Raw genomic sequence first — 22,341 nt, forward strand, 5'->3', positions numbered from 1 at the left:
CCGGGGCGTCCGCGCCGGCCCCACCGCGCCCACCGTCCGCGCGCCGACCTCAGCTGGTGATGTCCTTGCGGGTGAAGCGCCAGAAGGCCAGCCCCCAGAACAGCGTGGCGTAGCTGACCGCCGAGATGGTGCCGCGCACCACGTCGTCGGTCTGCACCGGGGTGGAGAGCAACCCCAGCCAGGCGCTGGCGTAGTGGGTCGGCAGGAAGGCGCGCAGCGCGCCCAGCGCGGTGATCTGGTCCAGGATGCTGGAGAGGATCCAGAGCAGCACCGCACCGCCGACCGCGCCCAACGCGGCGTCCGTCGTCACCGAGAGCAGGAACGCCAGGCCGGCCACCACCAGGAGTACGACCGCCAGATAGCCGAGCACCGCCAGCAGCCGGAGCAGCCCGTCGGTCGGGGCCAGCTCGGCGGAGACCTGGCTGCGCAGCGGCGACCAGCCGTACCGGAGGGTGCCGGCGAGCAGGGCGGTGCCGGCGAGCAGCAGCAGCGCCAGCGCCGAGTACGCGAGCGCCACCACCAGCTTCACCGTGAGCAGCCGGGCCCGGGGCACCGGGACCGCCAGCAGGTAGCGCAGGCTGCCCCAGCTCGCCTCGCTGGCCACCGTGTCCCCGCAGAACAGCGCCACCACCACGACCAGCAGGAACGACGCCGACACGAAGATCGAGAAGAGGGTGAAGTTGAGCCCGCCCGAGGTGGCCAGGTCGACCAGGCTGGCGAACTCGTTGCGCCCGTTGTCGCCGTCGTTGCCCGAGTCGAACTGGAAGGCGACCAGGATGATCAGCGGCAGCAGCACCATGAACCCGAGCGCCAACTGGGTACGCCGCCGCGACGCCTGCCGGCGGAACTCCGCCCGGAACGGCAGCGTCACCGACGGCCGGTAGCCGACCGCCGCCCCACCCGGACCGACCGGGTCCGTCGTCGAGCCGACCGAAGAGCCCGCCATCACCGGTCACCGCTTCCCCGAGAGTTCTCGCCCACCAGGGCGAGGAACGCGTCCTCCAGGCGGCGCCTCGGCACCACCCGGTCCACCCCGATGCCGGCCCGTACCAGCTCCGCCACCACGTCGCTGCGTGGCGTGCCGTTGGTGTCCACCACCAGGCCGCCGTCGCCGTCGGGCAGCACCCGGACGCCGTGCAGCCGGTCCAGCACCGTCCGGGCGGCGTCCGGGTCGGAGACCTCGAAGAGCACGCTCGGCGACTCACCGACGATCTCCTCGACCGGGCCGGACGCCACGATCCGCCCCTTGTTCACCACCACCGCGTGGGTGCAGGTCTGCTCCACCTCGGCCAGCAGGTGGCTGGAGACCAGCACCGCCCGGCCGTCGGTGGCGTACCGCTGGAGCACCCGGCGCATCTCGGCGATCTGCGGCGGGTCCAGGCCGTCCGTCGGCTCGTCCAGCACCAGCAGCTCGGGCAGGCCGAGCATGGCCTGGGCGATGGCCAGCCGCTGGCGCATGCCGTGGCTGTAGTTCTTCGTCCGCCGGTGCACCGAGTCGCCCAGACCGGCAATCTCCAGCGCCTGGTCGAAGTGCGCGTCGTCCCAGGGCCGCCCGGTCGCCCGCCAGTACGCCTTCAGGTTGTCCAGCCCGGACAGGTGCGGCAGGAAGCCCGGCCCCTCCACCAGCGCGCCGATCCGGGACAGCACCGGCGAGCCCGGCACCAGCCGGTGCCCGAAGACATAGATCTCCCCGGCCGTCGGCTGGGTCAGCCCCATCAGCACCCGCAGCGTGGTGGTCTTGCCGGCGCCGTTCGGGCCGAGCAGGCCCACCACCTGACCGGGGTGCACCTCGAAGTCCACGTTCGAGACGGCGACGAAGCCGTCGGCGTACTCCTTGCGGAGTTGGCGGACCGCGAGCGGGATGCCCGCGTACTCCGGGTGCACGGAGCTGTCCTGGCGGCCACGCCGGCGGCGGGCGAGCAGGACGACCACGACGAGCCCGACCGCGATCGCGGCGAGCAGCCCGACCAGCACCCAGCGCCAGACGGTGGCGGTGGTGGGGATCGGCTCGCCGTCGACCGTCGGCACGGTCAGCGGCCCGGCGGCGGCGACCGTGTAGACGGCCGGCTCGGCGGGGCCGGCGTACGCCTGGTCGGCGGTGGCCACCACGATTCGCAGCCGGTGCCCGGCCTCGACCCGGCGGACGATCGCCGGCAGGGTCACCGTGACCGGCTGGGCGGCGTCGACGGTCCTCGGCAGGCCGGTCAGCCGGACCGGCGCGACCAGGCCGTCGGGGAGCGTGGCGGCGCCCTGCGGGTCGACGTCGTAGAGCTTGACGAAGAGCACCGCCTCGCCGGTCGCCGACGCGGCGCGGAGCCGGACCGTCGGGGAGCCCACCACGTCGACCGCGTCGTCCAGCGGCGCGGACTCGAAGCGGGCGTGCTGGCCGGGGATGTCGCCGGCCACCCCGTCGAGCAGCGAGCCGAGCGCCCCGGCGAAGGGCACCGACGAGATGGCCGCCGGGTTGCCGTTGGGCGGGTTCGCGATCGCCTGGCCCGGGCCGGTCACCTCGACCTCGCGCCGGGTGTCCCCGTCGACGCCGGGATAGTCGGCGGTGCGGTAGCCGGTGGCGACCAGGCCCCGGTCGAGCGCGTCGAAGCCGGCGATCCGGGAGAAGGTGAACCCGTCGCCGGGTGCCGGGCCGTCGCCCTTGACGTAGTGGTCGAGCCACTGCGCGGTCAGGAACTTCACCCGGTCGGAGTCGGAGGTCGGGCCCGAGCCGCCGTCGTGGCCGCCGGTGAACCAGGCGACCCGCACCGGCGTACCGGCGGCGGCGATGCCCCGGGCGTTGGCGTCCGCCTCGGCGAGCGGGAAGAGGGTGTCGGCCTCCCCCTGCACCAGCAGGGTGGGCGCCTTGATCCGGTCCAGCACGCCGGCCGGCGACGAACGGCGCAGCAGGTCCACCGCCGCCTGGTCGGCCCGTCCGGTGGTGGCGATCCGCAGGTAGGCGGCGCAGACGTCGGCGGCGAACCGGCCGCAGGACGGGTCGGCGGCGCCACCGGGGGCGCGGCCGGAGCCGGTGCCGGGGCCCCCGCCGGGCCGGGGGCTGGGCGGGCCGGCCGACGCCGGGGCGCCCTCCGGCTGACCGGCCGTGCCGCCGGAGACGCCGGCCGGACCGGAGCCGGCGCTGCCGCCGCCCCCGAAGAAGATCCCGGCCCAGCCCTTCTTGAACACGCCCTCGGTGGGCGGCTTCCCGGTGCTCTCCGGCAGGAAGGCCCGGGAGAGGTCGTTCCAGGTGATCATCGGGACGATCGCGTCGACCCGGGGGTCCTGGGCGGCGAGCAGCAGGGCCAGGCCACCGCCGTACGAGCCGCCGACCACACCGACCCGGGGGTCACCGGCGGCGTCGGTGCGGATGTCCGGGCGGGCGGCCAGCCGGTCGAGCAGGCGCTGGGCGTCCCGTACCTCGTAGTCGGGGTTGTCCAGGTGGATCTCGCCGCCGCTGCGGCCGAAGCCCCGGGCGGTCCAGGTCAGCACCGCGTAGCCGCGCTCGACCAGGTCCTCCGCGTCGGGACGGACCGACTCCTTGGTGCCGCCGAAGCCGTGCGCCAGCAGCACCGCGGGCACCTTGCGCGTGGCCGAGGCGTCCGCCGGCAGATAGAGCGTGGTGTCCAGGTCGACCGGCTGGTCGCCGGCCGGTCCGGAGCGCACGGTCACCGTCGCCGACTCGGTCCGGAAGACCGGCGGTCCGGACCGGGCCGCCCAGAACACGCCGGCGGCGGCCAGACCGAGCACGACCGCCGCGGCGACGACACGGCGTCGGCGGGTGGCGAGGGCACGCCGGACCCGCGCGGTCGGCAGCGGTGATCTCATGGCGCACACGGTACGGCGCGGAACCTGAGCATTACCTGAGATCCGCCGTACGTCCGTCCGGTAGCGCCGATCGGTGTCCGAGTCCGATCGACCGCGCAGCGTCCAGCACATCCCAGCGGGATGAATTCGGATCACGTGAATTCACATCTACGTTCGCAAACCGTAATCGATGCCGCCATACGACTGCCCAACGGAACGCACGGTGCCGGCCCGGTGAACACCGTGTGACACCGCCCGAAGTGACGCGAAGCCGACTGAGCGACGGCGCTCCCACCGGCGCGCGGTTCGGTTAGTTTCCGGTCCGGTGTACGGGACCACCGCGGCGACCCCGCCCACCCACCCAGAATCCCCCGCCGTCGCCGGAGGAGACCGATCATGACCGTCCCCGCGTCGCGGGCCAGTCGACGGCCCCGGCTGTCGGGCCGCGTCCTGCCGCTGCTGCTCGTGCTGGCCCTGGTCGCCCCGGTCGGGCTGCTCTTCACGCAGACGTACCGGCTGACCGGGGACGACCGGGAACTGGCCGGCCGGGAACGGCTCGGGGTGCGTTACCTGCGCGCCCTCGGCCCGGTGACCGACGCGCTGGTCGAGGCCCAGTCCACCACCGTCGGCGGCGGATCGGTCTCCCGCGGCGCGCTCACCGCCGCCGTCGAGCAGATGGCCACCGTGGACAGCGCCGTCGGCGACGAGCTGCGCAGCCACGAACGGTGGTCCGGGCTCCGGGCCAAGCTGGAGGCCCTGCCGGACCGGGCGATCACCGACCCGGAGGCGGCCTTCGTCGCGTACGGGGAGGCCACCGACCTGCTGCTGCAGCTGTACCGGAAGGTGCGGGAGAGCTCCGGGCTGACCCGCGACCCACAGTCCGACTCGTTCTTCCTCCAGGACGCCATCACCGGGGACCTCCCCACCGCCACGGTGTACGCCGGCCGGCTCGTGGACATGTCCCGGCTGGCTCCCCGACGCCCGGCCGCCGAACGGCCGAAGGCCCTCCTCCAGCTGGCCGAACTTCGGGTGGCCGCCCTCGTCCCGGCCACCGACCTGGTGGCTGACCTGCGGGCCGCGGTGGACAGCTCGGAGAGCACCGACCTGGGCGCCAACGTGCTGACCCCACTGGACACCTACCAGCGCTCGCTCGAGGCGTTCGGCGCGTACGGCACGCCGGCCGCCGGCACCGCGGCACCCGACCCGGCCGGGCTCTCCGCCAGCGGCGGCACCGCCCAGGCCGCCGCCAAGCAGCTGCGCGGCGTCATCTTCGACCAGCTCGACGCGCTGCTGGCCGAGCGCATCGACCGGCTCGACCGGGACCGCTGGGTGGCCGTGGCCGCCGTGGGAGCCGCCGCGCTGCTGCTGGCGGTGCTGGTCTGGACGTTGCTCGCGGCCCTGGGCCGGCCCGCCGGGCCGAGCAGGAACGGCGGGAGCGGCAGGACGCCGACACGCTGCCCGACCCGTGGCAGCCGCCCGCCGAGCCGCGCCAGCTCCAGCCGGTCGGCCCGGTCCGCGGCACCGAGCCGGAACGGTGGGGACCCTTCGATGCTGCTCGGTAGGCTGCGGATCCGGGGCAAGCTCGCCCTGCTCGTGATCATCCCGCTGGTGAGCATGGTGGGGCTCGCCGTACCGGTCGTCCTCGGCCGGGTGGCCGCCGCGCAGCGGGCCGGCGACACCGCCGCCACCGTCCGGGTCGCCAGCCGGATCGGCAGCCTCGTGCAGGACCTCCAGCAGGAACGGCTGCTCTCGGTGGGGCTGCTGCTGGGCCGGGTGAGCCGTACCGAGCTGATCCAGAAGTCGGCGACGGTGGACGACCAGGTCGCCGACCTGCGCGCCGAGTCGCTCCCCGGCCGGGTCGCGGCGGCCCTCGACGGCGTACGCAAACTGGCCGACCTGCGTACCGCCGTGCTCGCCGGGAAGGCCACCCCGGAGCAGATCCTGGCGGCCTTCGGGCCGGTCGACACGGCGCTGATCGAGGCGCTGCGGCTGCCGTTCCAGGTGGACACCGACACCTCCGCCGGGCGGCAGGTGCTGGCGCTGGACGCGCTGCTGCGCGCCGACGAGGGGCTGAGCGCCTGCGCCACCCTGATCGTGCTGGTCAAGGCGACGGGCGACCCGAAGGTCTCGGCGGCCTACATCGCCTGCATGTCCGCGCTCCAGGTGGACAACCTGCGGTTCCGTGGCCTGATCACCCGCGAGCAGTACCAGCTCGCCATGCTGGACGACGCGGCGGTGGCCGCCCGGACCTCGCCCACCTTCCTGGTCGACAGCGTCCGGGACCCGGTCGCCGCGATCGCCGCCGTGCCGCTGGACGCGCTCTTCCCGTCCGTCCGCTCGATGATCACGCTCGGTCAGTTCGTGGAGAAGAAGGTCGTCGCGGACGTCATCGCCGAGACCACCGCCGACCAGCGGCGGGCGCTCACCGTCGCCTGGCTGGTGGGCCTGGCCGCCGCCCTGGTCCTGCTGGTCGTGGTGCTGCTCAGCATGGCCGTCGCCCGGACGGTGGCCCGCCCGCTGACCCGGCTCACCCGCTCCGCCGACCGGGTCGCCCGGGTCGCCGAGGCCGAACTGGTCCGGGTCGCCGACGACGAGTCCGAGTCCGTCCAGCCGGTCCGCCTCGACCCGGTCGACGTCCGGGCCCGGGACGAGATCGGCGACCTGGCGCGGGCCTTCGAACGGGTGCAGAGCACCGCCGCCCGGCTGGTCGAACGGCAGGTCGCCGGCCGGCGCAACGTGGCGCAGATGTTCGGCCACGTCGGCCGCCGTACGCAGAACCTGGTCGGCCGGCAGATCGCCCTGATCGACCGGCTGGAACGGCAGGAGACCGACCCGGGCCGGCTGGAGCACCTGTACCGCCTCGACCACATCTCCAGCCGGCTGCGCCGCAACGCCGGGAGCCTGGTCGTCCTCTCCGGGTCGGCCGGCACCGACGGCCACGTCGCACCGGTGCCGCTGGCCGACGTGGTGCGGCTGGCGCTCGGCGAGATCGAGGACTACACCCGGGTCGACGTGCAGGTCCCGCCCGGCGTGTCGGCCGCGCCGGCCACCGTCGGCGACCTGGTGCTGGCGCTCGCCGAGCTGATGGAGAACGCCACCGTCTCCTCCCCGCCGCACACCCGGGTGGTGGTGGCCGGCGAGCTGACCGACGGAGGCGCCCGGCTGACCGTGGTCGACCGGGGCATCGGCATGACCGCCGAACGCCTCGCCGAGGAGAACGCCCGGCTGACCCGGCGGGAACGACTCGACCTGGCCCCGACCGAGGTGCTCGGCCTCTTCGTGGTCGGGCGGCTGGCCCGCCGGCACGGCTGGAAGGTGGACCTCGTACCGACCGCCGGTGGCGGGGTGACCGCCCGGCTGGAGATCCCCCGGGCGCTGCTGGTGATCCGCCGGCCGGAGCGGGCCGGGGTCACGGTGGCGCGGGCCGCCGTACCGGCCCGGGACCGGCGGTCGCCGGAACACCGGGGGCCGAGCGCCGCCCCGGTCGACGGGCGGAGCGCGCTCGCCGCGCCGACGGAGGACCGGCGGCCGGCCGCTGCGGAGCTGGCCCTGCCCGGCTTCGACCCGGCGCTGCTGAGCCGGGCCACCCGCAGCATGGCGGCGGGCGAGCCGTGGAACGCCTTCGGCACCACCGATGCGGTCGATGCCACCGCGACGGACGCCCCGGCCGCGCGGACCGGGACCGACCAGCCGCAGCAGCCGGTGGCCGGGCCGCCCTGCTCGCCGCCGGGCCGCCCGCCGCGCCGGCCACCGGGGTACGACCGCTGATCCGGCAGCGGGTGCCGGGCGCGAGCCTGCCGCGGACCGGCCCGGTGGGCCGGCCGGTCGACGTCCCGCCGGCCGACCCGGCGGCCGTCCGCGCGCTGGTCGAGGAGTTCCAGTCCGGCATCCTCCGGGCGGAACGCACCCGGCCGAGCACCACCGGGCCGATCCGGACGGACGTCCCGGAACCGATCCGGGCCGACGTCCCCGAAGCGATCCGGGCGGACGCCGCCGAAGCTTTCCGGGCGGCCACGACCGAACCGACCCGGGCCGGCGTCGTCGGGCCGGACCCGGCGGGACCGGTGGAGCCCACGCCCGAGCGACCGCGGCTCAGTCGGCGGGTCCCCGGGGCGAACCTCACCGTCACCGCACCGCACGCACCACCGCCCAGCCCGCACCCCGGCGACCCGGCCGAGGTACGCGACCTCATCACCCAGTTCGAGGCGGGCGTCGCCCGTGCTCTGCGCGAAGTCAGTCCAGACCGCCGCAACGAAGAGGGATCATCACGGTGACCAGCCCTTTCCTGCACGACAACGTCGACAGCCACCCCGGCGAGCTCAGCCCGGAGGCCCGCACCTTCAACTGGCTGCTCGACTCGTTCACCTCCAGCACCGCGGGGTGATGGAGGCGATCGCGGTCTCCTCGGACGGCCTGCTGATGGCCATGTCCGCGATCAAGGACCGCTCCAACGCGGAACGGCTCGCCGCCGTGGTGTCCGGGATGACCAGCCTGGCCGGCGGCGCCGCCAGCTGGTACGCCCTCGGCGGCCTGAACCGGGTGATCGTCGACATGGCCGAGGGCTACCTGCTGATCAGCGCGATCAGCAGCGGCTCGGTGCTCGGCGTCGTCGCGGACCGGTCCGCCAACCTCGGCACCGTCGCGTACGAGATGACGCTCTTCGCCGGGCGGGCCGGTGGCGCGCTGACCCCGCGCCTCATCGCCGAGCTGAAGAACGCCGTTCAGCAATGACCCCCGAGGTCGCCGGCGAGGAACCGGATCCGGACCCCGCCGTCCGGATCCGGCCCTACCTGCGGTCGTCCCCGCCGGCCCGCCCCCGCCGGCGGAGCCGGGAGGGGTCGACACCGGCCCGGACCGGCCGGCCAGCCCGCGACCGTTCGTGCTGACCGCCGGGCGGACGACCGGAGCCGACCCGGCGATCGGCCTGGAGACCCAGGTGACCGCCCGCCCGGAGACCGGCTCGTGGGCGGTGTCGTCCCGGCTCGCCCCCGAACTCCAGGCGATCGTCGCGCTCTGCGGCGAGCCGATCTCGGTCGCCGAGATCTCCGCCCGGATGCGGATGCACTTCGGCGTGACCCGGGTCCTGGTCGGCGACCTGCGCGCCGCCGGCCACCTCGACGTGCACGTCGGCGGTACCGAGGACGTCTTCGACCCGGCCCTCATCCTGCGACTGATTGATGGACTCCGTGCGATCTCCTGAATGGCCCGTCCCGTCGGCGGGCGGGCTCGCCGCCAACAGCGCCGCCGCCCGCTACGGCACCCCGGCCGGTCCCGGTTCCGCTCGGCCGGCCGGTGCCGCCACCGCCCGCGCCGGCACCACCCGGGCCCGCACCCACCTCCGCGCCGCCGCCGTACCGGCCGCCGGGCGGGTCCGCGCCGGCGGTCACGGGCACCCCGGCCAGGACGGCGCCGATCCCGGTGAAGATCCTCATCGCCGGCGGGTTCGGGGTGGGCAAGACCACCACGGTGGGCGCGATCTCCGAGATCGCCCCGCTGACCACCGAGGCCGAGATGACCAGCGCCGGGATCGGCGTCGACGACCCGGGCGTACGGTCGACCAAGACCACCACCACGGTGGCGATGGACTTCGGCTGCGTGACCATCGACCGCAGCCTGAAGCTCTATCTCTTCGGCACCCCCGGCCAGACGCGGTTCGGGTTCATGTGGGAGGACCTGGCCCGGGGCGCGCTCGGGGCACTGGTGGTGGCGGACAGCGCCCGGCTCGACGACTGCTTCCCGGCGATCGACTTCTTCGAGCGGGCCGGGTTGCCCTTCGTGGTGGGGGTGAACGCCTTCGACGGGCGGCTGGCGCACGACCTGGCGTCGGTCCGTTGGGCGCTGGCCATCGGTGACCACGTACCGGTGGTGCAGTTCGACGCACGGGAACGGCTCTCCGTCCGGGACGCCCTGCTGGTCGTCCTGGACCGCGCGCTGGAACGGGCGACCCGGGAGCGGGACGCCTGATCGACGGCTCGACCCGCTTGCCGGAAGAGGGGGACGTGATGAGAGGTGATCTGGACGAGACACTGGCCCGGATGGCCCGCCGGGAGGAGGCGCTGCGGCGCCGGGCGGGCACTCCGGACGACGAGGCCGACGGGATCGCACCGGCCCGGCCCGCCGGTGGGGCGGGGACGTACCGGTCGCGGGACGGGCGTGAGCCGGTCACCCGGGAGCCGGACGGGCGGCAGCCCGTCGCCCGGGAGACGGACGGCAGGCAGCCCGTCGCCCGGGAGCCGGAGGCCGGCCGACCGCTCGCCGGGCAGCCGGTCGCCCGCGACCCGGTGGAGGAGGTCGCCGAGGCGGTCCGCCGGGTGGTCGCCGCGCATCCCGGGCTGGCCGTCACCCTACGGGTGGAGCACGACGGGCGGGCGTACCCCCTGCGGGTGTCCTGGGCCGGGCCGGACGTGACGGTCGGCGCGGAGGCCGTGGCGAAGCCGCCGCCCGCCTGGCCGATGTCGGTGAAGACCGTGTCGGCGCCCGGCCAGGACGGGCCCGGCGCGGACCCGGCCGCCCGGCTCGCCGAGCTGATCCGGCGCGACCCGTCGCTGCTCGCGGACCCCGGTCCGCTGCCCTGACCGGGCGCGCGTCCGCCCGCGCCGCCGCCCGCGCGACCGGGGGCCGGCGGCGGCTACTGTCGGGCGGTGGCGGAACCCGACCTCACCCTGACCGCGAGCCTGCGACCGGCCGCGCTGGACGCCCGGCGCGGCGTGGTCCGCCTGCACCCCGAGGTGCTGACCGCGCTCGCGCTGCGCCCCGGCGACCCGGTACGCCTGGCCGGCCGCCGGGTGACCGCCGGCATCGCGGCCCCGGCCGACCGGAACGCGAGCACCGCCCTGCTGTACGCCGACGACCTGCTCCTGGGCAACCTGGGCCTGCGCGACGGCGGGCAGGTGACGGTGAGCCCGCTGCCGGTCACCCCCGCCCGCCGGGTCACCCTGACCGGCCCGGCGGAGATCGTCGCCGCGGTCTCCCCGGAGATGCTGCGGCTGGCGCTGCTCGGCAAGGTCGTCACCGCCGGGGACGACGTGTCGCTGCTGCCCCGGGACGTGCTCCCGGACGCCCCGGTGCGCAGCCTCGTCGAGGCGGCCCGGCGCAGCCTCGCCAGCGCCGTCGGCTATGCCTGGACCAGCACCCTGCTCACCGTGGTCGCCGTCGAGCCGGCCGCCGGGACGCTGGTCACCATGGACACCGTGGTCGGCTGGGACGACGGCACCGCCACCCGCGGTTCCGGGCCGGTCGGCCAGGACAGCACCGGCCGGCTGACCGACGCACCGCCACCCGGCGGCCCGGCCGGGACACCGGAGCGGGTCCGGCCGGACGACGCACCGGCGCGGGTCGGAGCGGACGGGGCACCGGACCAGGCCGGGGCGGACGGCGCACCGGAGCTGGTCGGGCCGGACGGGGCGCCGAGCGTCGACGAGCTGCCCGGGCTGCGGGCGCAGGCCGACCAGCTGACCGAACTGCTCGACCTCGGCTTCCACCACCGCGAGGTGCTGGGCCGGCTGGGCACCACCGTGTCGCTGGGTGTGCTGCTGAGCGGGCCGGCCGGCTCGGGCAAGTCGGCGCTGGTCCGGGCGGTCGCCGCCCGGGTACGCGCCCGGGTCTACCTGCGCCGCTCTGGGCACCGGAGCTGGCGGCGTTGACCAACGACGCCGCGGCGGCCCGGCTGCGCGCCGCCGCCGAGGCGGTACGCGCCGACGGGCCCGCCGTCCTGCTGGTCACCGACGTGGAGGCGCTCGCCCCGGCCGACGAGCCGGGCCCGCTGGCCACCGTGTTCCGGCAGGTGCTCGCCGAGACCGTACGGGCCGGGGCGGCGGTCGTCTGCACCACCGGCCGGCCGGAGTCCGTGGACCCCGCGTTGCGCGCTCCCGACCTGCTCTCGCTGCGGATCACCGTGCCGCTGCCGGACCAGCCGATGCGCCGCGAACAGTTGACCGTGCTGACCCGGCAGGTGCCGCTCGCCGAGGACGTCCGGCTGGACGAGGTCGCCGGGCGTACGCCGGGGTTCGTCGCGGCGGACCTGGCGGCGCTGGTCCGGGAGGCCGGGGTACGGGCGGCGCTGCGGCAGAGGTCGGCCGAGTCACCGACGGTGGCGATGGCCGACCTCGACGCCGCGCTGGAGGTGGTCCGCCCGACCACGATGGCCGGCTCGGCGAGCCTGGAACTGGCCTCGGTGACCCTGGACGACGTGGGCGGCCTGCACGAGGTGAAGGAGACGCTGACCGAGTCGGTGCTCTGGCCGCTGACCTATCCGGACACCTTCGCCCGGCTCGGCGTGCAGCCGCCCCGGGGCGTGCTGCTCTACGGGCCGCCCGGCTGCGGCAAGACCTACCTGGTCACCGCGCTCGCCGGGTCGGGGCGGGCGAACGTGCTGTCGGTGAAGGGCGCGGAGCTGCTCTCGAAGTGGGTGGGCGAGAGCGAGCGCGCGGTCCGGGAGCTGTTCCGCCGGGCCCGCGAGGCCGCGCCCACACTGGTCTTCCTGGACGAGATGGACGCCCTGGCCCCGGTGCGCGGTCAGGCCACCGACGGGGGTACGACCGACCGGGTGGTCGCCGCGCTGCTGACCGAGCTGGACGGGGTGGAGACGCTGCGCAACGTGGTGGTGGTCGGCGCGACCAACCGCCCCGACCTGGTCGACCCGGCGCTACTGCGTCCGGGCCGGTTGGAGCGGCTGGTCTACGTACCGCCGCCGGACGGGCCGGCCCGGGCGGAGATCCTGCGCGCCGCCGCCCGGAACGTGCCGCTCGCACCGGACGTGGACCTGGCCGGGCTGGGCGAGGAGTTGGACGGCTTCTCGGCCGCCGACTGCGCGGCCCTGGTCCGCGAGTCCGCCCTGGCCGCGATGCGCGAGTCCCTCACCGCCGCCACCGTCACCACCGCCCACGTCGCGGCGGCCCGCGCCCGGGTCCGCCCCTCCCTCGACCCCGGCCAGGTGGCCTGGCTGGCGGCGTACGCGCAGCAGCGGGCCGGCTGACAACCTCCCGCGACGGCTCGACCGTCTGATCAGGAGAGTGGGTCTCGTCGGAGAGGCCCACCGTCCGATCAGGCGGTGATGTGCATGCGTGTTTCTCGCTTCCCGATGCTGCTCAGACTGGTGGCGGCGGCAACCGTCCTCACCCTGCCCGGTACGGCTGTCCTCACCCCGGTCGAGCCGGCGGCGGCCGCGGGGGCCGTCCGCCCGTTCCCGTCCCGGATCCCGCTGCCCGACGGCTTCACCCCCGAGGGCCTCACCGTGGGGCGCGGCGGCACGGTCTACGTCACCTCGATCCTCGACGGCGCGGTCTGGCGCGGTGACCTGCGGACCGGACGCGGCGAGGTGCTGATCCCCGGGGTGCCCGGCACCGACAAGGCGGGCGTGAAGCTCGACCGGTCCGGTCGGCTCTGGACGGCCGACTTCTCCGGCGGCGCCGCCAGCGTGTACGACGCGCGGACCGGTGCCCTGCTGGCCCGCTACCGGTTCACCGACCGACCCGGCAGCCTGGTCAACGACCTGGTGATCACGGAGCGGGCGGTGTACTTCACCGACTCCGCCCGGCCGGTGCTGTACGTCGTACCGCTCGGGCCGGGCGGTCGGCTGCCCGCCGCGTCGGCGGTCCGGGAGTTGCCGCTGACCGGTCCGGCGGCGGTGCCGGACGCCTACCACAACGGGATCGTGGCGCTGCCCGACGGTGACCTGCTGGTGGCGCAGATGCTCCCCGGCCGGCTGGTCCGGGTGGACCCGGTGACCGGCGCCAGCCGCCTGGTGGACCTGGGTGGCTATTCCGTCGAGCGCGCCGACGGCCTGGTCCGCCGCGGCCACACCCTCTGGGTGGTGCGCAACCTGACCAACATGGTCGTCGAGATCCGGCTCGACCCCACCTTCACCCGGGGCACCGTCACCCACGAGACCACCGGCCCCGAACTCCGCGTCCCCACCACCGCCGACCTCTTCGGCAACGCCCTCTACGTGGTCAACGCCCGCTTCGACACCGACCAGACCCCCGAGACCGACTACGACATCATCCGCCTCCCCGCCTGACCCTCCCTGACCCCTCCCCTCACCTCCCCGACCCGGTGATCATGGGGTTGGCGGCAGTCATGGAGATCTACAACGCCGTCAACCTCATGATCACCGGGGCGCTCACCGCCGGGGACGCGAGGCCCGGGGGTTCACCGCCGGGGAGGCGAGGCCCGGGGAAGGGATCAGTCGGTGGGGAGGAGGGGGCCGAGGGGGCCCAGGTCGAGGTTGAGGTCTTCGGGGGAGAGGCCGAAGTAGTCGCGCAGGTGGGTCATCTGCTCCTCCAGCGCCATCAGGGTGGCGCCGACGCGTTCGATCTGGTCGTCGGTGAGGTCACCCAGGTCGACGCGGCGCAGGGCCTGGCGCTCCATGAGCTGGCGGAGCAGCTCGACGACGGTGAGCACCAGGCTGGCCAGGCCCCGCTCGACCGAGTCGGCGTCGACGGCCAGCCGACGGTCCAGCGGCCGGACCCGGGGCTTCTCCCACTGCGGCTCCCCCAGCACGGCGGCCAGTTCAGCCGCCTCGTCCCGGCCGGTCACGACGTCCCCTCCGCCGCCGCACCGGGCAACTCCGGCGACGCGAGCCCGCCGGGCAGCTCCGGCGACGCCAGCCCGCCGGGCAACTCCGGCGACGCCAGCCCGCCGGGCAACTCCGGCGACCCGAGCGGGGTGGGCGGGGCGGGCAGCTCCGGCGGGGCGAGCGCGCCGACGGAGGCGACCAGCGCGCGCAGCGAGATCCGGACCAGGTCGATGTCGGCGATGGCCAGGGTGATGTCGCCGCTGATCACCACGCCGGTGGCCAGCACCCGGTCCAGCAGGTCGACCAGGGCCACCTGGTGGTGGGCCAGCGGATCGTCGGCGCTGCTCGGCGCGAGCGAGGTCACCCCCATCCCGGCCCCCAAACCCCGGTCACACCGGCTCCCCGCGCGCCGGTTCGGCATGCGTCGGCTCCGCGTGCGTCGACTCTCCGCGCACCGGGTCCGCGGGCACCGGGTCCGCCGAGGGTTCCGCCACGAAGGAGTACGGCGGCCACGGGCCGGTCAGCTCCAGCCGCAGCTCCGGGTGCCGCTCGGCCAGCTCGCCGACCAGCGCCGCGAAACCGTCCAGCGCGGCCCGGTCGACCAGGTACGCGCCGTTGAGCACCATCGCGGTGGCCGCCCCGGAGAGCCGCCGGTCCTGCGGGGCGTGCCGGCGGGCGGCGACCGCGTACCCGGCGAGGGCGGTGTGCACGGCGCTGGACGCCTCCGCCGCGATCCGCTGCCCCTCCTCCCGGGCGGTGAGCTGGGCCCGCCGCCGCCGCAGGTACGCCGCACCGGCCCCGCCCCCGCCGACCGGTTCCTCGGTCCGGGGCGTCGCGCCGGGCACCACGTACCCCTTGACGCCCCACTCCTCGCGGCCGGTGAGCCGGGCGAGGGTGGCGGTCAGCTCGGCGCGCCGCTCGGTCAGCACCCGGGCGACCCGCTCGTCGTCGCGGTGCACGGTGGCCAGCCGGGCCGGCACCACCGCGCCCGCCCGGGACAGCGCGTCCACCACCGCGTGGTGGGCCCGGGCGGCCCGCTCCAGCCAGGCCAGGTCCTCCAGGTTGCGGCGCAGCGGCTCCTCGCCGTACTCGGTTAGCGGGGCGCTGCTGACGACGGCGACCAGGCCGGCGGCGCGGACCGCGCGGACCGGCGTGCCGTCCATCCCGGTGATCCCGCCGAGCGTCTGCGGGTCGACCTCGCGGGCCACCCCGTGCAGCCAGGCGCCGACCCCGAGGGCGGCGTCCGCCGAGGTGGACTCAGCGGTCGTACTCATTCCGTTCCTCCCTCAGGGCGCGGGCGGCGACCCGGGGACGCCGGGACGCCTCCACCTCCTCCGGGTCGCGAGGGCCGGGCTCGACGGGCGGCCGGGCCCGGGAACTGAGCCACGGGTCGTGCTCCCACCAGTCGATGCCGATCTGCCGCGCGGTGTCCACCGAGGCGATCACCAGCCGCAGCTTGAGCGTCAGCAGCTCGATGTCGAGCAGGCTGACCCGGATGTCGCCGGCGATCACGATGCCCCGGTCGAGGACCCGTTCGAGGATGTCGCCCAGGTTCGCCGGCTCGTGCCCGGCACCCATCACCTGGCCGCTGTTCTGCACCACCGGGGAAGGTCGTGGAGTCGTCATCTCAGCTCACGTCCCCCTTGCCGCGCTGGTAGCGGCGGGTCCGCCGGTAGCCGAGCAGGCTGCCCGCCATGTCCAGCTCGACCTCGTAGAGGCCGAGCAGGTCGGTCGACGCCGGGATCCGGTGGTCCTCGACCACCTCCACCCCGACCAGCCAGCCGTCGTCGGTGGGCTGGATCGAGGTGATCCCGAGCGGGTCCCTGCCGGTCAGCCCGACGAGCTGGCGCAGCCCCTCCCGGGCGGCCTCGGCGGCCGTGACCGGCTCGTAGTCCTCGTCGTCGGCGTACCGGTCGGGCTCCTCCCGGCCGCCCCGGTCCCGCCACCGCTCCCGGTCGCCGTCGCCGCGGATCCGTACTCCCGTCATCTCATCTCCCTCGCCGGCGGTCCTGGTCAGCCCGTCCGTCCGTGGACCGACGCCGGGCCGGGGGCGGCCGGCGACCCGGGCCGGCGGGCCGGGACGGCGTACGTCCGGTGCCGCCGGCCGGGGTGGTCAACCGGTCCAGCACCTGCTGCTGGCCCCGGTCCCGTTCCTCGGGCGTGATGTCGCCGGCCGCCGCCGCCCGGTCCAGCTCCTCCAGCTCGTGCCGGATGTTGACCGGGTTGTACTGCCGGGTCTCCGCCTCCCGGGCGATCACCTTGACCACCGAGGTCAGCCCCCGCACGGGTGCGTACGGCAGGGTCAGCAACGCCCACAGGATGTCCATGGGTCACTCCACCAGCTGGTGCGCGCTCACGAAGTCGTACGGGGCCAGCGGGCCGAGCAGTCGCATCCGGATCAGGTCCCGACGCTGCTCGGCGAAGTCCTCCACCGCCCGGACGAACTCCTCCTCGTCGTCCGCGCCGACCAGGAAGGCCACGTTCACCGCGTCCAGTTCACTGCTCGGTTGGCGGGGCGCGTTCGCCACCGCGTACGGGGTGAGCGCCTCGACCAGCTCGCGGTTCTCCGCCTCCCGGCGCAGCTCCACCGCTTGGCTGATCATCTCGCCGAGCCGGATCCGCTGCTCCCGGCTCTCCGCCTCCGGCCGGCCGCGTACCTGGTCGGCCAGTGCGGCGGCACCCGCGTCGGCGGCCAGCACCTCGCTGATCAGCTCCGCCTCGTCGAAGCGCCCGTGCACCGTGTACTGGAGCCGGTCCTCGAACTCGTCGAGCGCGGCGGCGAACCGCTCGTGGTGCGCCTCCAACAGGTCGGCCACCGCGTCCGGCCCGGTCACCACCGTGCCGAACCGGACCGGCAGCACCGGCGCGACCGCCGCCGTGCCGTCCAGCAGCGTCTGGTACGCGGTCAGGTCGGCGGGCCGACCCATCGGCTCCTCCAGCCCGACCTCGCTGACCAGGGCGGTCAGGTCGCCGTGCCGGACGGCGGTGATCTCGCCCGGCGGGGTGCCGACCCCCTCCGCGTCGGGGGTCGGCTCCACGTCGGACGGCACGATGCCGTAGATGAACAGGCCGGTCTCGTCGGCCGGCGGAGTCTGCTCGTCGGTCATCTCAGCCCTCCTCGCCCCGGCGGCGACGCGGACGGTCCCGCTTGCGCTCGGCGCGGTCGCTGATCGACTCGGCCACCGCGCCGCTGATCTCCTGCGCGGCCTTGCCCAGGCCGGAGATGGCCTTGCCCTTGGTCGCCGCCCCGGCGGCGTCGCCCACCAGGTCGGGCAGCCCCTTGGTGCCCTTCGGGGTGATGTCGTACCGGTCGACCGCCTCGGCGAACCGCAGGTACGTCTCCACGCTGGCGATCACGATCCGGGCGTTGATCTCCAGGAGGTTGATGCCGACCACGGCGATCGACACCTGCGCGTCGATCACCACGCCCTTGTCCAGCACCGTCTCCACCACGTCGGCGAGGCTTCCCCCGCCGCCACCGCCCCGTTCCAGGGCGCCACCGCCCTGACCGCTGCTCGTCGTCGCAACCGTCATTCGCCACGCTCCTCACGCCGGCGGCGGACCACCGGACGACGGGGCGGCTCGGGGGCCCGACGGGCGGCCGGGCGGGGACGCTCCTCACGCGGCTCCCGCTCCTCGCGCGGCTGCGGGCGGCGCGCCCGCTCCGGCTGGCGGCGGCGCACCGGAGGCCGCTCCTCCTCGGGCTCCTCCTCGTCGTAGCCCTCGTCGAAGTCCTCGCCCTCCTCGTACTCGTCGTACTCCTCCTCCTCGGGGGGACGACGACGCTGCGGCGCCCGACGGCGGCCACGCTCGGCGGGCCGGCGCTCCTCCTCGGGCTCCTCCGCCGCCTCGGGCTCCTCGGCCTCCTCGGCCCGGCCCTGCTGCTGCTGCTCGCGGGCCTCCTGCTCCTCCTGGAGCGCGGTCTCGTGGTCCTTGACCACCTGGGAGTCCTCAATCTCGCCGCGCCAGCCCTCGACCGAGTCCGGGTCGAGCACGGTCTGCGTCATCACGTGCCGGACGAAGTGCTTCAACTCCAGCCGCACCCGCCGGCCCTGGGCCCGCCACAGGTTGCCGGTGTGCTCGAAGAGGCCCTTCGGGTGGTACTCCAGCACGACCAGGATCTTCGTCAGCTCCGGGCCGACCTCGTGGAAGCTGACCGTGCCGTCGACGGAGCCCTTCTCGCCCTTGGACCGCCAGTGGATCAACCGGTCCGGGATCTGCCGGATGATCGTCGACTCCCAGCTGCGGTGCGACCAGAAGATCTGCGCCTTCCAGTTCATCTTCTCGTCTTCGGAGTTCTCCGCCAGCTCGACCTTCTTCATGAAGCTCGGGAAGTCACCGAAGGTGGTCCACTGGTTGTAGGCGACCCGGACCGGCACGCCGACCTCGATGGTCTCGACGATGTTGGTGACCTTGAGCTTCTTGCCGCCGCCCTTGCCACCCTTGCCGCCGCCGAACGCCGACATGAGTTTCTCCTTACCGCCGGCGAGGCCGGCATGGAACATGGCCTTCATCGGGGAGTGGCCCTCGGCGAGCTTCTGCGCGCCGGTGGCGGCGGCGATCAGACCGGGGCCACCGCCGGACTTCGCGTACTCACTGAGCCGACCGGTCGCGCCGGTGAGCCGCTCGGTCACCACCGTCACGGCCCGCTCACCGATCGCGGACGCCAGGTTGCGCAGTTCACCGCCGAGCTGGTCACGCGCCTTGTCGGCGAGGTTCGTCGTCGCTGCCATGGTCACCGCCCCCGCTGCCGGCGGGCGACGGCCGGCTGCCGCTCGTCCGAGTCGTCCTGGTCGAGGTCGTCCCGGGCCTCGGGCTGGTCCGCCAGTTCCTGCTCCTCGTCCGGCGCGGAGCGCTCGTCGGAGGCGTCGTCGGGCTGTGCGGCACCGGACTTCCGGCGCAGCGCGTCGGCGCTGCCCCGCAGCCGGCCGCTGAGGGCGTCGATGCCGCTGCCGGCGGCGGCGGTCGCGGCGGCCTTGCCGGCCGTGGCGAGGGGGGCGCCCAGCTTGCCGAGGTTGCCCAGCTGGGGGGTGCTGTTCAGCAGGTCCGTGCCGTACTTCAGCAGTCCGCCGGGGTTCTTGCTGGCCCGTCCGGCGGCCACCGCCGCGCCCAGGGTGAGGGCGGTACGCAACTTCTTCCGGCGGCCGAGGACGTAACCGAGGCCGACCGCCAACGCGATCCGAGCTCCGCTCTTCATCAGTTCTCCTTCGCTCCCCGGCGTACGGGACTCCCGTCACCACGTCGAGCCGGCCGAGAAACAGCTACCGGGGAATAGCGCAAAAATGGCCTGCGGACGGGCGTCCCGCTCAAGCGGACCCGGCCGTCACTACCCGCAGCCATATCCACAAAACATTTCCGCGCCATTACCGACAGACTCGTCACGGCACAAAGGGATGGCCCGCGACAGGGGTGACATACAAGCGCAAAGCGGTCAGCGGGATCGCGCCCAGCAGGGACTACGCGATAGCCGCCAGGCGAGCGGAAAAACGTCAGACGGCCGGGAGAGCGGCGTCCAGGCAAATCTGCGCGAGCACCGAGCCGTCATCTTCGTGCAATTTCGCGCCACATTTACGGAGTACCGAAATGGCGCCCGCGTTGTCCGGGGTGGTCCGCGCCACGACGGTGTGCATACCGGCCGCGGCGGCCAGGTGGAGCAGTTCCCGCAGCGCCGCCGCGCCGAGTCCCTGACCCCGCGCCGACCGGCCCAGCCACATCCCCGTCTCGACGGTCCCCGGCTCGTCGCAGCGGGCCATCCGGACCATGCCGACCACCTCACCGCCGGCGAGGATGGCGTACATCTGGGTCCCGGTCGGGCCGGCGAGGCCGGCGAAGTGGGCGCGGTGGAACTCCCGGAACGCGTCGCGGCGGGCGGTGGACCAGCCGGCCGGCGCGTCGACCGGGGGCATGACGTCGTCCGGTTCCGCCTCGGCCGCCGCTACCGACAGCAACGGCTCCAGGTTCCCCTCGCTCACCGGCTCCAGCCGTACCGCACCCGTCACGTGCCGCAGTCTGCCGCGCCTGGCGGCCCCAGTCCACCCCATCCGGCCCGGACTGCCGGTCCGGCGGAAGGTACCGGCCGGTCGGACCGGCCCCGTAATCCGCGTCACGCTCCGCTGTCGACGGCGGAGGCCGGTACGGCGACGTCAGGCCGGACCGAACTCGCAGAGCACCACCGAGGCGTCGTCGGCGCGCTTGAACCGGCGCAGCCGGTCCGGGTGGTCGCGTTCGGCGGACCGGACCCGGTCGATCAGCCCGGCCGGCCCCTCGGCGACTGTGACGTCGAGCAGGCCGGCCCAGTCGAAGAGCCCGAACTGCTCCACCGCGCAGGAGGCCCCGTCGCTGAGCAGCGCCGCCCGGCGCAACGCACCCGGCCCGTGCAGCGGCAGCGTCCCGGTCAGCGCGTGGTACGCCGCGTCCGGGTCGGTGGCCGCCGCCCAGTAGCCGTGCGTCCGGTTCATCCGTTCCCGCTGCGCGGTCACCGCCCGGCGGAACCGGGCCGCAGGGTCGTCCCCGGGCAGCTCGGCGGCGAGCCGCCGCAGGTCCGCCATCGCCGTGTCCAGCCGGTCGTCGGAGACCACGCTCACCTCGCCGCCCGCGTCCAGCACCAGCGGACTGTCGCAGAGCACCAGGTAGTCCACCTGTTCCCCGCCCTCGCGCAGCAGGCAGACGGTGGCCGACGGGGTGCCCGGATGGTCCAGGTCGCAGGCGTCGCCGTGGTCGGCGCGGACCGCCAGGATCGCCGCGGCGAGGCTGCTCATCAGCGTCGCGGCCGGTCGGGCGGCGACCGCCAGGCCGATCCGGGCGGCGAGGTGCCGCACCAACCAGGCCGGTCCGTGTACGCAGCCGGTGTCGAAGCCGTCCGGCACGGTCGCCCCGTCGAGCACCCCGACCAGCGGGCCGAACCGGAACACCAGGTCCTCGTTCTCCGGCCGGCCGGGGGCCGGGGCGGAGGCGGAGCGTACCCGCATCATCGGTGCCGCCCCGACGGGTCGCGCCGGTCGGCTCCCGGTCAGGTACCGGCGGTCCGGTGCCCCCATCCGTCCACTCCCTCCGTCGCCGCCCGCCTACCCGGCCCGGCCGGCGACATGCGGACGCGGACCGCCGGCGGCCTCCGTCAACCCAGCGGCATCACCCGACGACTCACGGTAGCGTCAGTTCTGGTTGGCCGTCCGGGCCGCCACCCCACCGGAGCCGGCACGGCGGCCGGTCACGCCCGGAGGCCGTCGACGCGACAGGGGGAATCGTCATGTTGGAACGGTTGCACGAGTCGGGGCTCAAGGCGGAGCACGCCTACCTCGCCGGGTTCGTGAGCATCGGGCTCTCCTTCACCAGCTGGTTCCTCTCCAAGCACCTGGAGCGGGCCGGTGTCGCCCGGGCGGACCGCTGGGGCATCTTCATCGGGGAGTGGGCGCCGACCTTCTTCGCCATCGGCAACGGGCTGCGCACCTACGAGAAGTGAGGCCGGTCAGCGCCGCCGGTTGCGGGCCCGGGAGGAACGCAGCCGGCGCAGCCGCCCGATCAGCACCGGCTCGGCGGCCAGCGCGGCCGGCTGGTCCAGCAATCCGTTGAGCAGCTGGTAGTAGCGGGTCGCGGAGAGGCCGAAGGTGTCCCGGATCGCCTGTTCCTTGGCGCCGGCGTGTTTCCACCACTGCTGTTCGAAGGCGAGGATCCGCCGTTCCCGCTCGGTGAGCCGATCCGCCGGCCCGTCCGGCGCGGCGCCGGCCCCGTCCGGCCGGGCATCCGACCCGTCGGGCGCGGCGTCGGTGTCGTCCGGCGCGGCGTCCGCGCCGGTCAGATCGTCGGGGTACGTCGACCCGTCGGCCGGATCGGCCTCGACGGTCCGGACCGGATCGGCCTCCACCACCGGGGTCGGGCCGGCCTCCGGGGCGGACCGTGGTGGGGGGACCACCGTCGTGCCCTCGCGGCGCCCGACGTCGACCCGGCCGGACGGCTCGGGCCGGTCGGCGGCCGTGGCGGCGTCGGCGGGCATGGCGCTCCTCGGGAGGCGGGGCCGGGCACGACGGCACCGACCG

The 22,341-nt window shown here is 75.1% G+C and carries 20 protein-coding genes and 4 pseudogenes; 9 read left to right on the forward strand and 15 right to left on the reverse strand.

All coding sequences use genetic code 11. The annotated features are described in order from the left end of the window. Positions 1-49: 49 nt before the first annotated feature. Entirely contained in the window at positions 50-946 is an 897-nt protein-coding gene (locus MRQ36_RS10640) for an ABC transporter permease (RefSeq protein WP_242794703.1), read from the reverse strand. Next, positions 946-3,813 carry an alpha/beta fold hydrolase gene (locus MRQ36_RS10645; RefSeq protein WP_242794704.1) on the reverse strand — a complete coding sequence of 956 codons (2,868 nt, stop codon included), beginning with the start codon at positions 3,811-3,813 and terminating at the stop codon, positions 946-948. Before MRQ36_RS10645 ends, MRQ36_RS10640 begins: the two co-directional genes overlap by 1 nt. Positions 3,814-4,188: 375 nt before the next feature. On the opposite strand from MRQ36_RS10645, the gene MRQ36_RS10650 reads away from it, so the two are divergent. The 8 genes and pseudogenes from MRQ36_RS10650 to MRQ36_RS10685 all read left to right on the forward strand — a co-directional run bounded on the left by MRQ36_RS10650 (position 4,189) and on the right by MRQ36_RS10685 (position 13,810). After that, positions 4,189-7,560: a nitrate- and nitrite sensing domain-containing protein gene (locus tag MRQ36_RS10650; RefSeq protein WP_242794705.1), complete on the forward strand. Its 3,372-nt coding sequence runs from the start codon at positions 4,189-4,191 to the stop codon at positions 7,558-7,560. An 11-nt stretch (positions 7,561-7,571) separates the two neighbouring features. Next, positions 7,572-8,066, forward strand: coding sequence for a hypothetical protein (locus MRQ36_RS10655; RefSeq protein WP_242794706.1), 495 nt, complete (start codon positions 7,572-7,574; stop codon positions 8,064-8,066). After that, positions 8,063-8,523 (forward strand): annotated as a pseudogene (locus MRQ36_RS10660) (roadblock/LC7 domain-containing protein). Before MRQ36_RS10655 ends, MRQ36_RS10660 begins: the two are co-directional and overlap by 4 nt. Positions 8,524-8,671: 148 nt before the next feature. Continuing rightward, entirely contained in the window at positions 8,672-8,992 is a 321-nt protein-coding gene (locus MRQ36_RS10665; RefSeq protein WP_308194798.1) for a DUF742 domain-containing protein, read from the forward strand. Positions 8,993-9,210: 218 nt separating this feature from the next. Further along, the gene (locus MRQ36_RS10670) at positions 9,211-9,756 is read left to right on the forward strand and encodes an ATP/GTP-binding protein (RefSeq protein ID WP_242794708.1); all 546 of its coding nucleotides are present in this window, start codon (positions 9,211-9,213) and stop codon (positions 9,754-9,756) included. Positions 9,757-9,794: 38 nt separating this feature from the next. After that, positions 9,795-10,367 (forward strand): hypothetical protein, encoded by a 573-nt coding sequence (locus MRQ36_RS10675; protein WP_242794709.1) that lies wholly within the window; start codon positions 9,795-9,797, stop codon positions 10,365-10,367. A gap of 66 nt (positions 10,368-10,433) precedes the next feature. Then, positions 10,434-12,766: pseudogene (locus MRQ36_RS10680) on the forward strand (AAA family ATPase). Between the two features lie 84 nt (positions 12,767-12,850). Beyond that, positions 12,851-13,810, forward strand: a complete 960-nt coding sequence (locus MRQ36_RS10685; RefSeq protein WP_242794710.1) for an SMP-30/gluconolactonase/LRE family protein — start codon at positions 12,851-12,853, stop codon at positions 13,808-13,810. Positions 13,811-13,974: 164 nt separating this feature from the next. On the opposite strand, the gene MRQ36_RS10690 is transcribed toward MRQ36_RS10685, so the two are convergent. The 12 genes and pseudogenes from MRQ36_RS10690 to MRQ36_RS10745 all read right to left on the reverse strand — a co-directional run bounded on the left by MRQ36_RS10690 (position 13,975) and on the right by MRQ36_RS10745 (position 21,345). After that, positions 13,975-14,328 carry a gas vesicle protein K gene (locus MRQ36_RS10690; RefSeq protein ID WP_242794711.1) on the reverse strand — a complete coding sequence of 118 codons (354 nt, stop codon included), beginning with the start codon at positions 14,326-14,328 and terminating at the stop codon, positions 13,975-13,977. Continuing rightward, complete coding sequence (locus MRQ36_RS10695) at positions 14,325-14,672, reverse strand: gas vesicle protein (RefSeq protein WP_242794712.1); 348 nt, start codon at positions 14,670-14,672, stop codon at positions 14,325-14,327. The genes MRQ36_RS10690 and MRQ36_RS10695 overlap by 4 nt, the downstream gene beginning before the upstream one ends. Before the next feature lie 25 nt (positions 14,673-14,697). Next, positions 14,698-15,582, reverse strand: coding sequence for a GvpL/GvpF family gas vesicle protein (locus tag MRQ36_RS10700; protein WP_242794713.1), 885 nt, complete (start codon positions 15,580-15,582; stop codon positions 14,698-14,700). Positions 15,583-15,733: 151 nt separating this feature from the next. After that, positions 15,734-15,886: pseudogene (gene gvpJ, locus MRQ36_RS34420) on the reverse strand (gas vesicle protein GvpJ); the annotation flags it as partial. Between the two features lie 49 nt (positions 15,887-15,935). Continuing rightward, positions 15,936-16,295 (reverse strand): gas vesicle protein, encoded by a 360-nt coding sequence (locus tag MRQ36_RS10710; RefSeq protein ID WP_242794715.1) that lies wholly within the window; start codon positions 16,293-16,295, stop codon positions 15,936-15,938. Position 16,296: 1 nt separating this feature from the next. Further along, positions 16,297-16,635: a gas vesicle protein GvpG gene (locus MRQ36_RS10715; protein WP_242794716.1), complete on the reverse strand. Its 339-nt coding sequence runs from the start codon at positions 16,633-16,635 to the stop codon at positions 16,297-16,299. Positions 16,636-16,638: 3 nt separating this feature from the next. Beyond that, a complete protein-coding gene (locus tag MRQ36_RS10720; protein ID WP_242794717.1) occupies positions 16,639-17,415 on the reverse strand; it encodes a GvpL/GvpF family gas vesicle protein in 777 nt (258 codons plus the stop codon). 205 nt (positions 17,416-17,620) lie between these two features. Then, a pseudogene (gene gvpJ, locus MRQ36_RS34425) lies at positions 17,621-17,800 on the reverse strand (gas vesicle protein GvpJ); the annotation flags it as partial. Between the two features lie 38 nt (positions 17,801-17,838). Further along, positions 17,839-19,041, reverse strand: coding sequence for an SRPBCC family protein (locus tag MRQ36_RS10730; protein ID WP_242794719.1), 1,203 nt, complete (start codon positions 19,039-19,041; stop codon positions 17,839-17,841). A gap of 2 nt (positions 19,042-19,043) precedes the next feature. Next, a complete protein-coding gene (locus MRQ36_RS10735; RefSeq protein ID WP_242794720.1) occupies positions 19,044-19,505 on the reverse strand; it encodes a hypothetical protein in 462 nt (153 codons plus the stop codon). Positions 19,506-19,797: 292 nt separating this feature from the next. Next, positions 19,798-20,349 carry a GNAT family N-acetyltransferase gene (locus tag MRQ36_RS10740; RefSeq protein WP_278187473.1) on the reverse strand — a complete coding sequence of 184 codons (552 nt, stop codon included), beginning with the start codon at positions 20,347-20,349 and terminating at the stop codon, positions 19,798-19,800. A gap of 102 nt (positions 20,350-20,451) precedes the next feature. Next, positions 20,452-21,345 (reverse strand): hypothetical protein, encoded by an 894-nt coding sequence (locus MRQ36_RS10745; protein WP_242794722.1) that lies wholly within the window; start codon positions 21,343-21,345, stop codon positions 20,452-20,454. Positions 21,346-21,554: 209 nt separating this feature from the next. On the opposite strand from MRQ36_RS10745, the gene MRQ36_RS10750 reads away from it, so the two are divergent. Further along, positions 21,555-21,767, forward strand: coding sequence for a hypothetical protein (locus MRQ36_RS10750; RefSeq protein ID WP_242794723.1), 213 nt, complete (start codon positions 21,555-21,557; stop codon positions 21,765-21,767). A 6-nt stretch (positions 21,768-21,773) separates the two neighbouring features. On the opposite strand, the gene MRQ36_RS10755 is transcribed toward MRQ36_RS10750, so the two are convergent. Continuing rightward, positions 21,774-22,298 carry a DUF3263 domain-containing protein gene (locus MRQ36_RS10755; protein ID WP_242794724.1) on the reverse strand — a complete coding sequence of 175 codons (525 nt, stop codon included), beginning with the start codon at positions 22,296-22,298 and terminating at the stop codon, positions 21,774-21,776. Positions 22,299-22,341: the final 43 nt, after the last annotated feature.

This window comes from Micromonospora sp. R77, from assembly GCF_022747945.1.
In the GTDB taxonomy this organism is placed as follows: Bacteria; Actinomycetota; Actinomycetes; order Mycobacteriales; family Micromonosporaceae; genus Micromonospora.

What these genes read in the sequence shown, in the direction of transcription:
- MRQ36_RS10685 (WP_242794710.1), top strand. Translation starts at nt 12,851, where the DNA reads ATGCGTGTTTCTCGCTTCCCGATGCTGCTCAGACTGGTGGCGGCGGCA.
- MRQ36_RS10675 (WP_242794709.1), top strand. Translation starts at nt 9,795, where the DNA reads ATGAGAGGTGATCTGGACGAGACACTGGCCCGGATGGCCCGCCGGGAG.
- MRQ36_RS10730 (WP_242794719.1), bottom strand. Translation starts at nt 19,041, where the DNA reads ATGGCAGCGACGACGAACCTCGCCGACAAGGCGCGTGACCAGCTCGGC.
- MRQ36_RS10645 (WP_242794704.1), bottom strand. Translation starts at nt 3,813, where the DNA reads ATGAGATCACCGCTGCCGACCGCGCGGGTCCGGCGTGCCCTCGCCACC.
- MRQ36_RS10740 (WP_278187473.1), bottom strand. Translation starts at nt 20,349, where the DNA reads ATGGGGTGGACTGGGGCCGCCAGGCGCGGCAGACTGCGGCACGTGACG.
- MRQ36_RS10750 (WP_242794723.1), top strand. Translation starts at nt 21,555, where the DNA reads ATGTTGGAACGGTTGCACGAGTCGGGGCTCAAGGCGGAGCACGCCTAC.
- MRQ36_RS10640 (WP_242794703.1), bottom strand. Translation starts at nt 946, where the DNA reads ATGGCGGGCTCTTCGGTCGGCTCGACGACGGACCCGGTCGGTCCGGGT.
- MRQ36_RS10650 (WP_242794705.1), top strand. Translation starts at nt 4,189, where the DNA reads ATGACCGTCCCCGCGTCGCGGGCCAGTCGACGGCCCCGGCTGTCGGGC.
- MRQ36_RS10700 (WP_242794713.1), bottom strand. Translation starts at nt 15,582, where the DNA reads ATGAGTACGACCGCTGAGTCCACCTCGGCGGACGCCGCCCTCGGGGTC.
- MRQ36_RS10735 (WP_242794720.1), bottom strand. Translation starts at nt 19,505, where the DNA reads ATGAAGAGCGGAGCTCGGATCGCGTTGGCGGTCGGCCTCGGTTACGTC.
- MRQ36_RS10715 (WP_242794716.1), bottom strand. Translation starts at nt 16,635, where the DNA reads ATGGACATCCTGTGGGCGTTGCTGACCCTGCCGTACGCACCCGTGCGG.
- MRQ36_RS10710 (WP_242794715.1), bottom strand. Translation starts at nt 16,295, where the DNA reads ATGACGGGAGTACGGATCCGCGGCGACGGCGACCGGGAGCGGTGGCGG.
- MRQ36_RS10745 (WP_242794722.1), bottom strand. Translation starts at nt 21,345, where the DNA reads ATGGGGGCACCGGACCGCCGGTACCTGACCGGGAGCCGACCGGCGCGA.
- MRQ36_RS10755 (WP_242794724.1), bottom strand. Translation starts at nt 22,298, where the DNA reads ATGCCCGCCGACGCCGCCACGGCCGCCGACCGGCCCGAGCCGTCCGGC.
- MRQ36_RS10720 (WP_242794717.1), bottom strand. Translation starts at nt 17,415, where the DNA reads ATGACCGACGAGCAGACTCCGCCGGCCGACGAGACCGGCCTGTTCATC.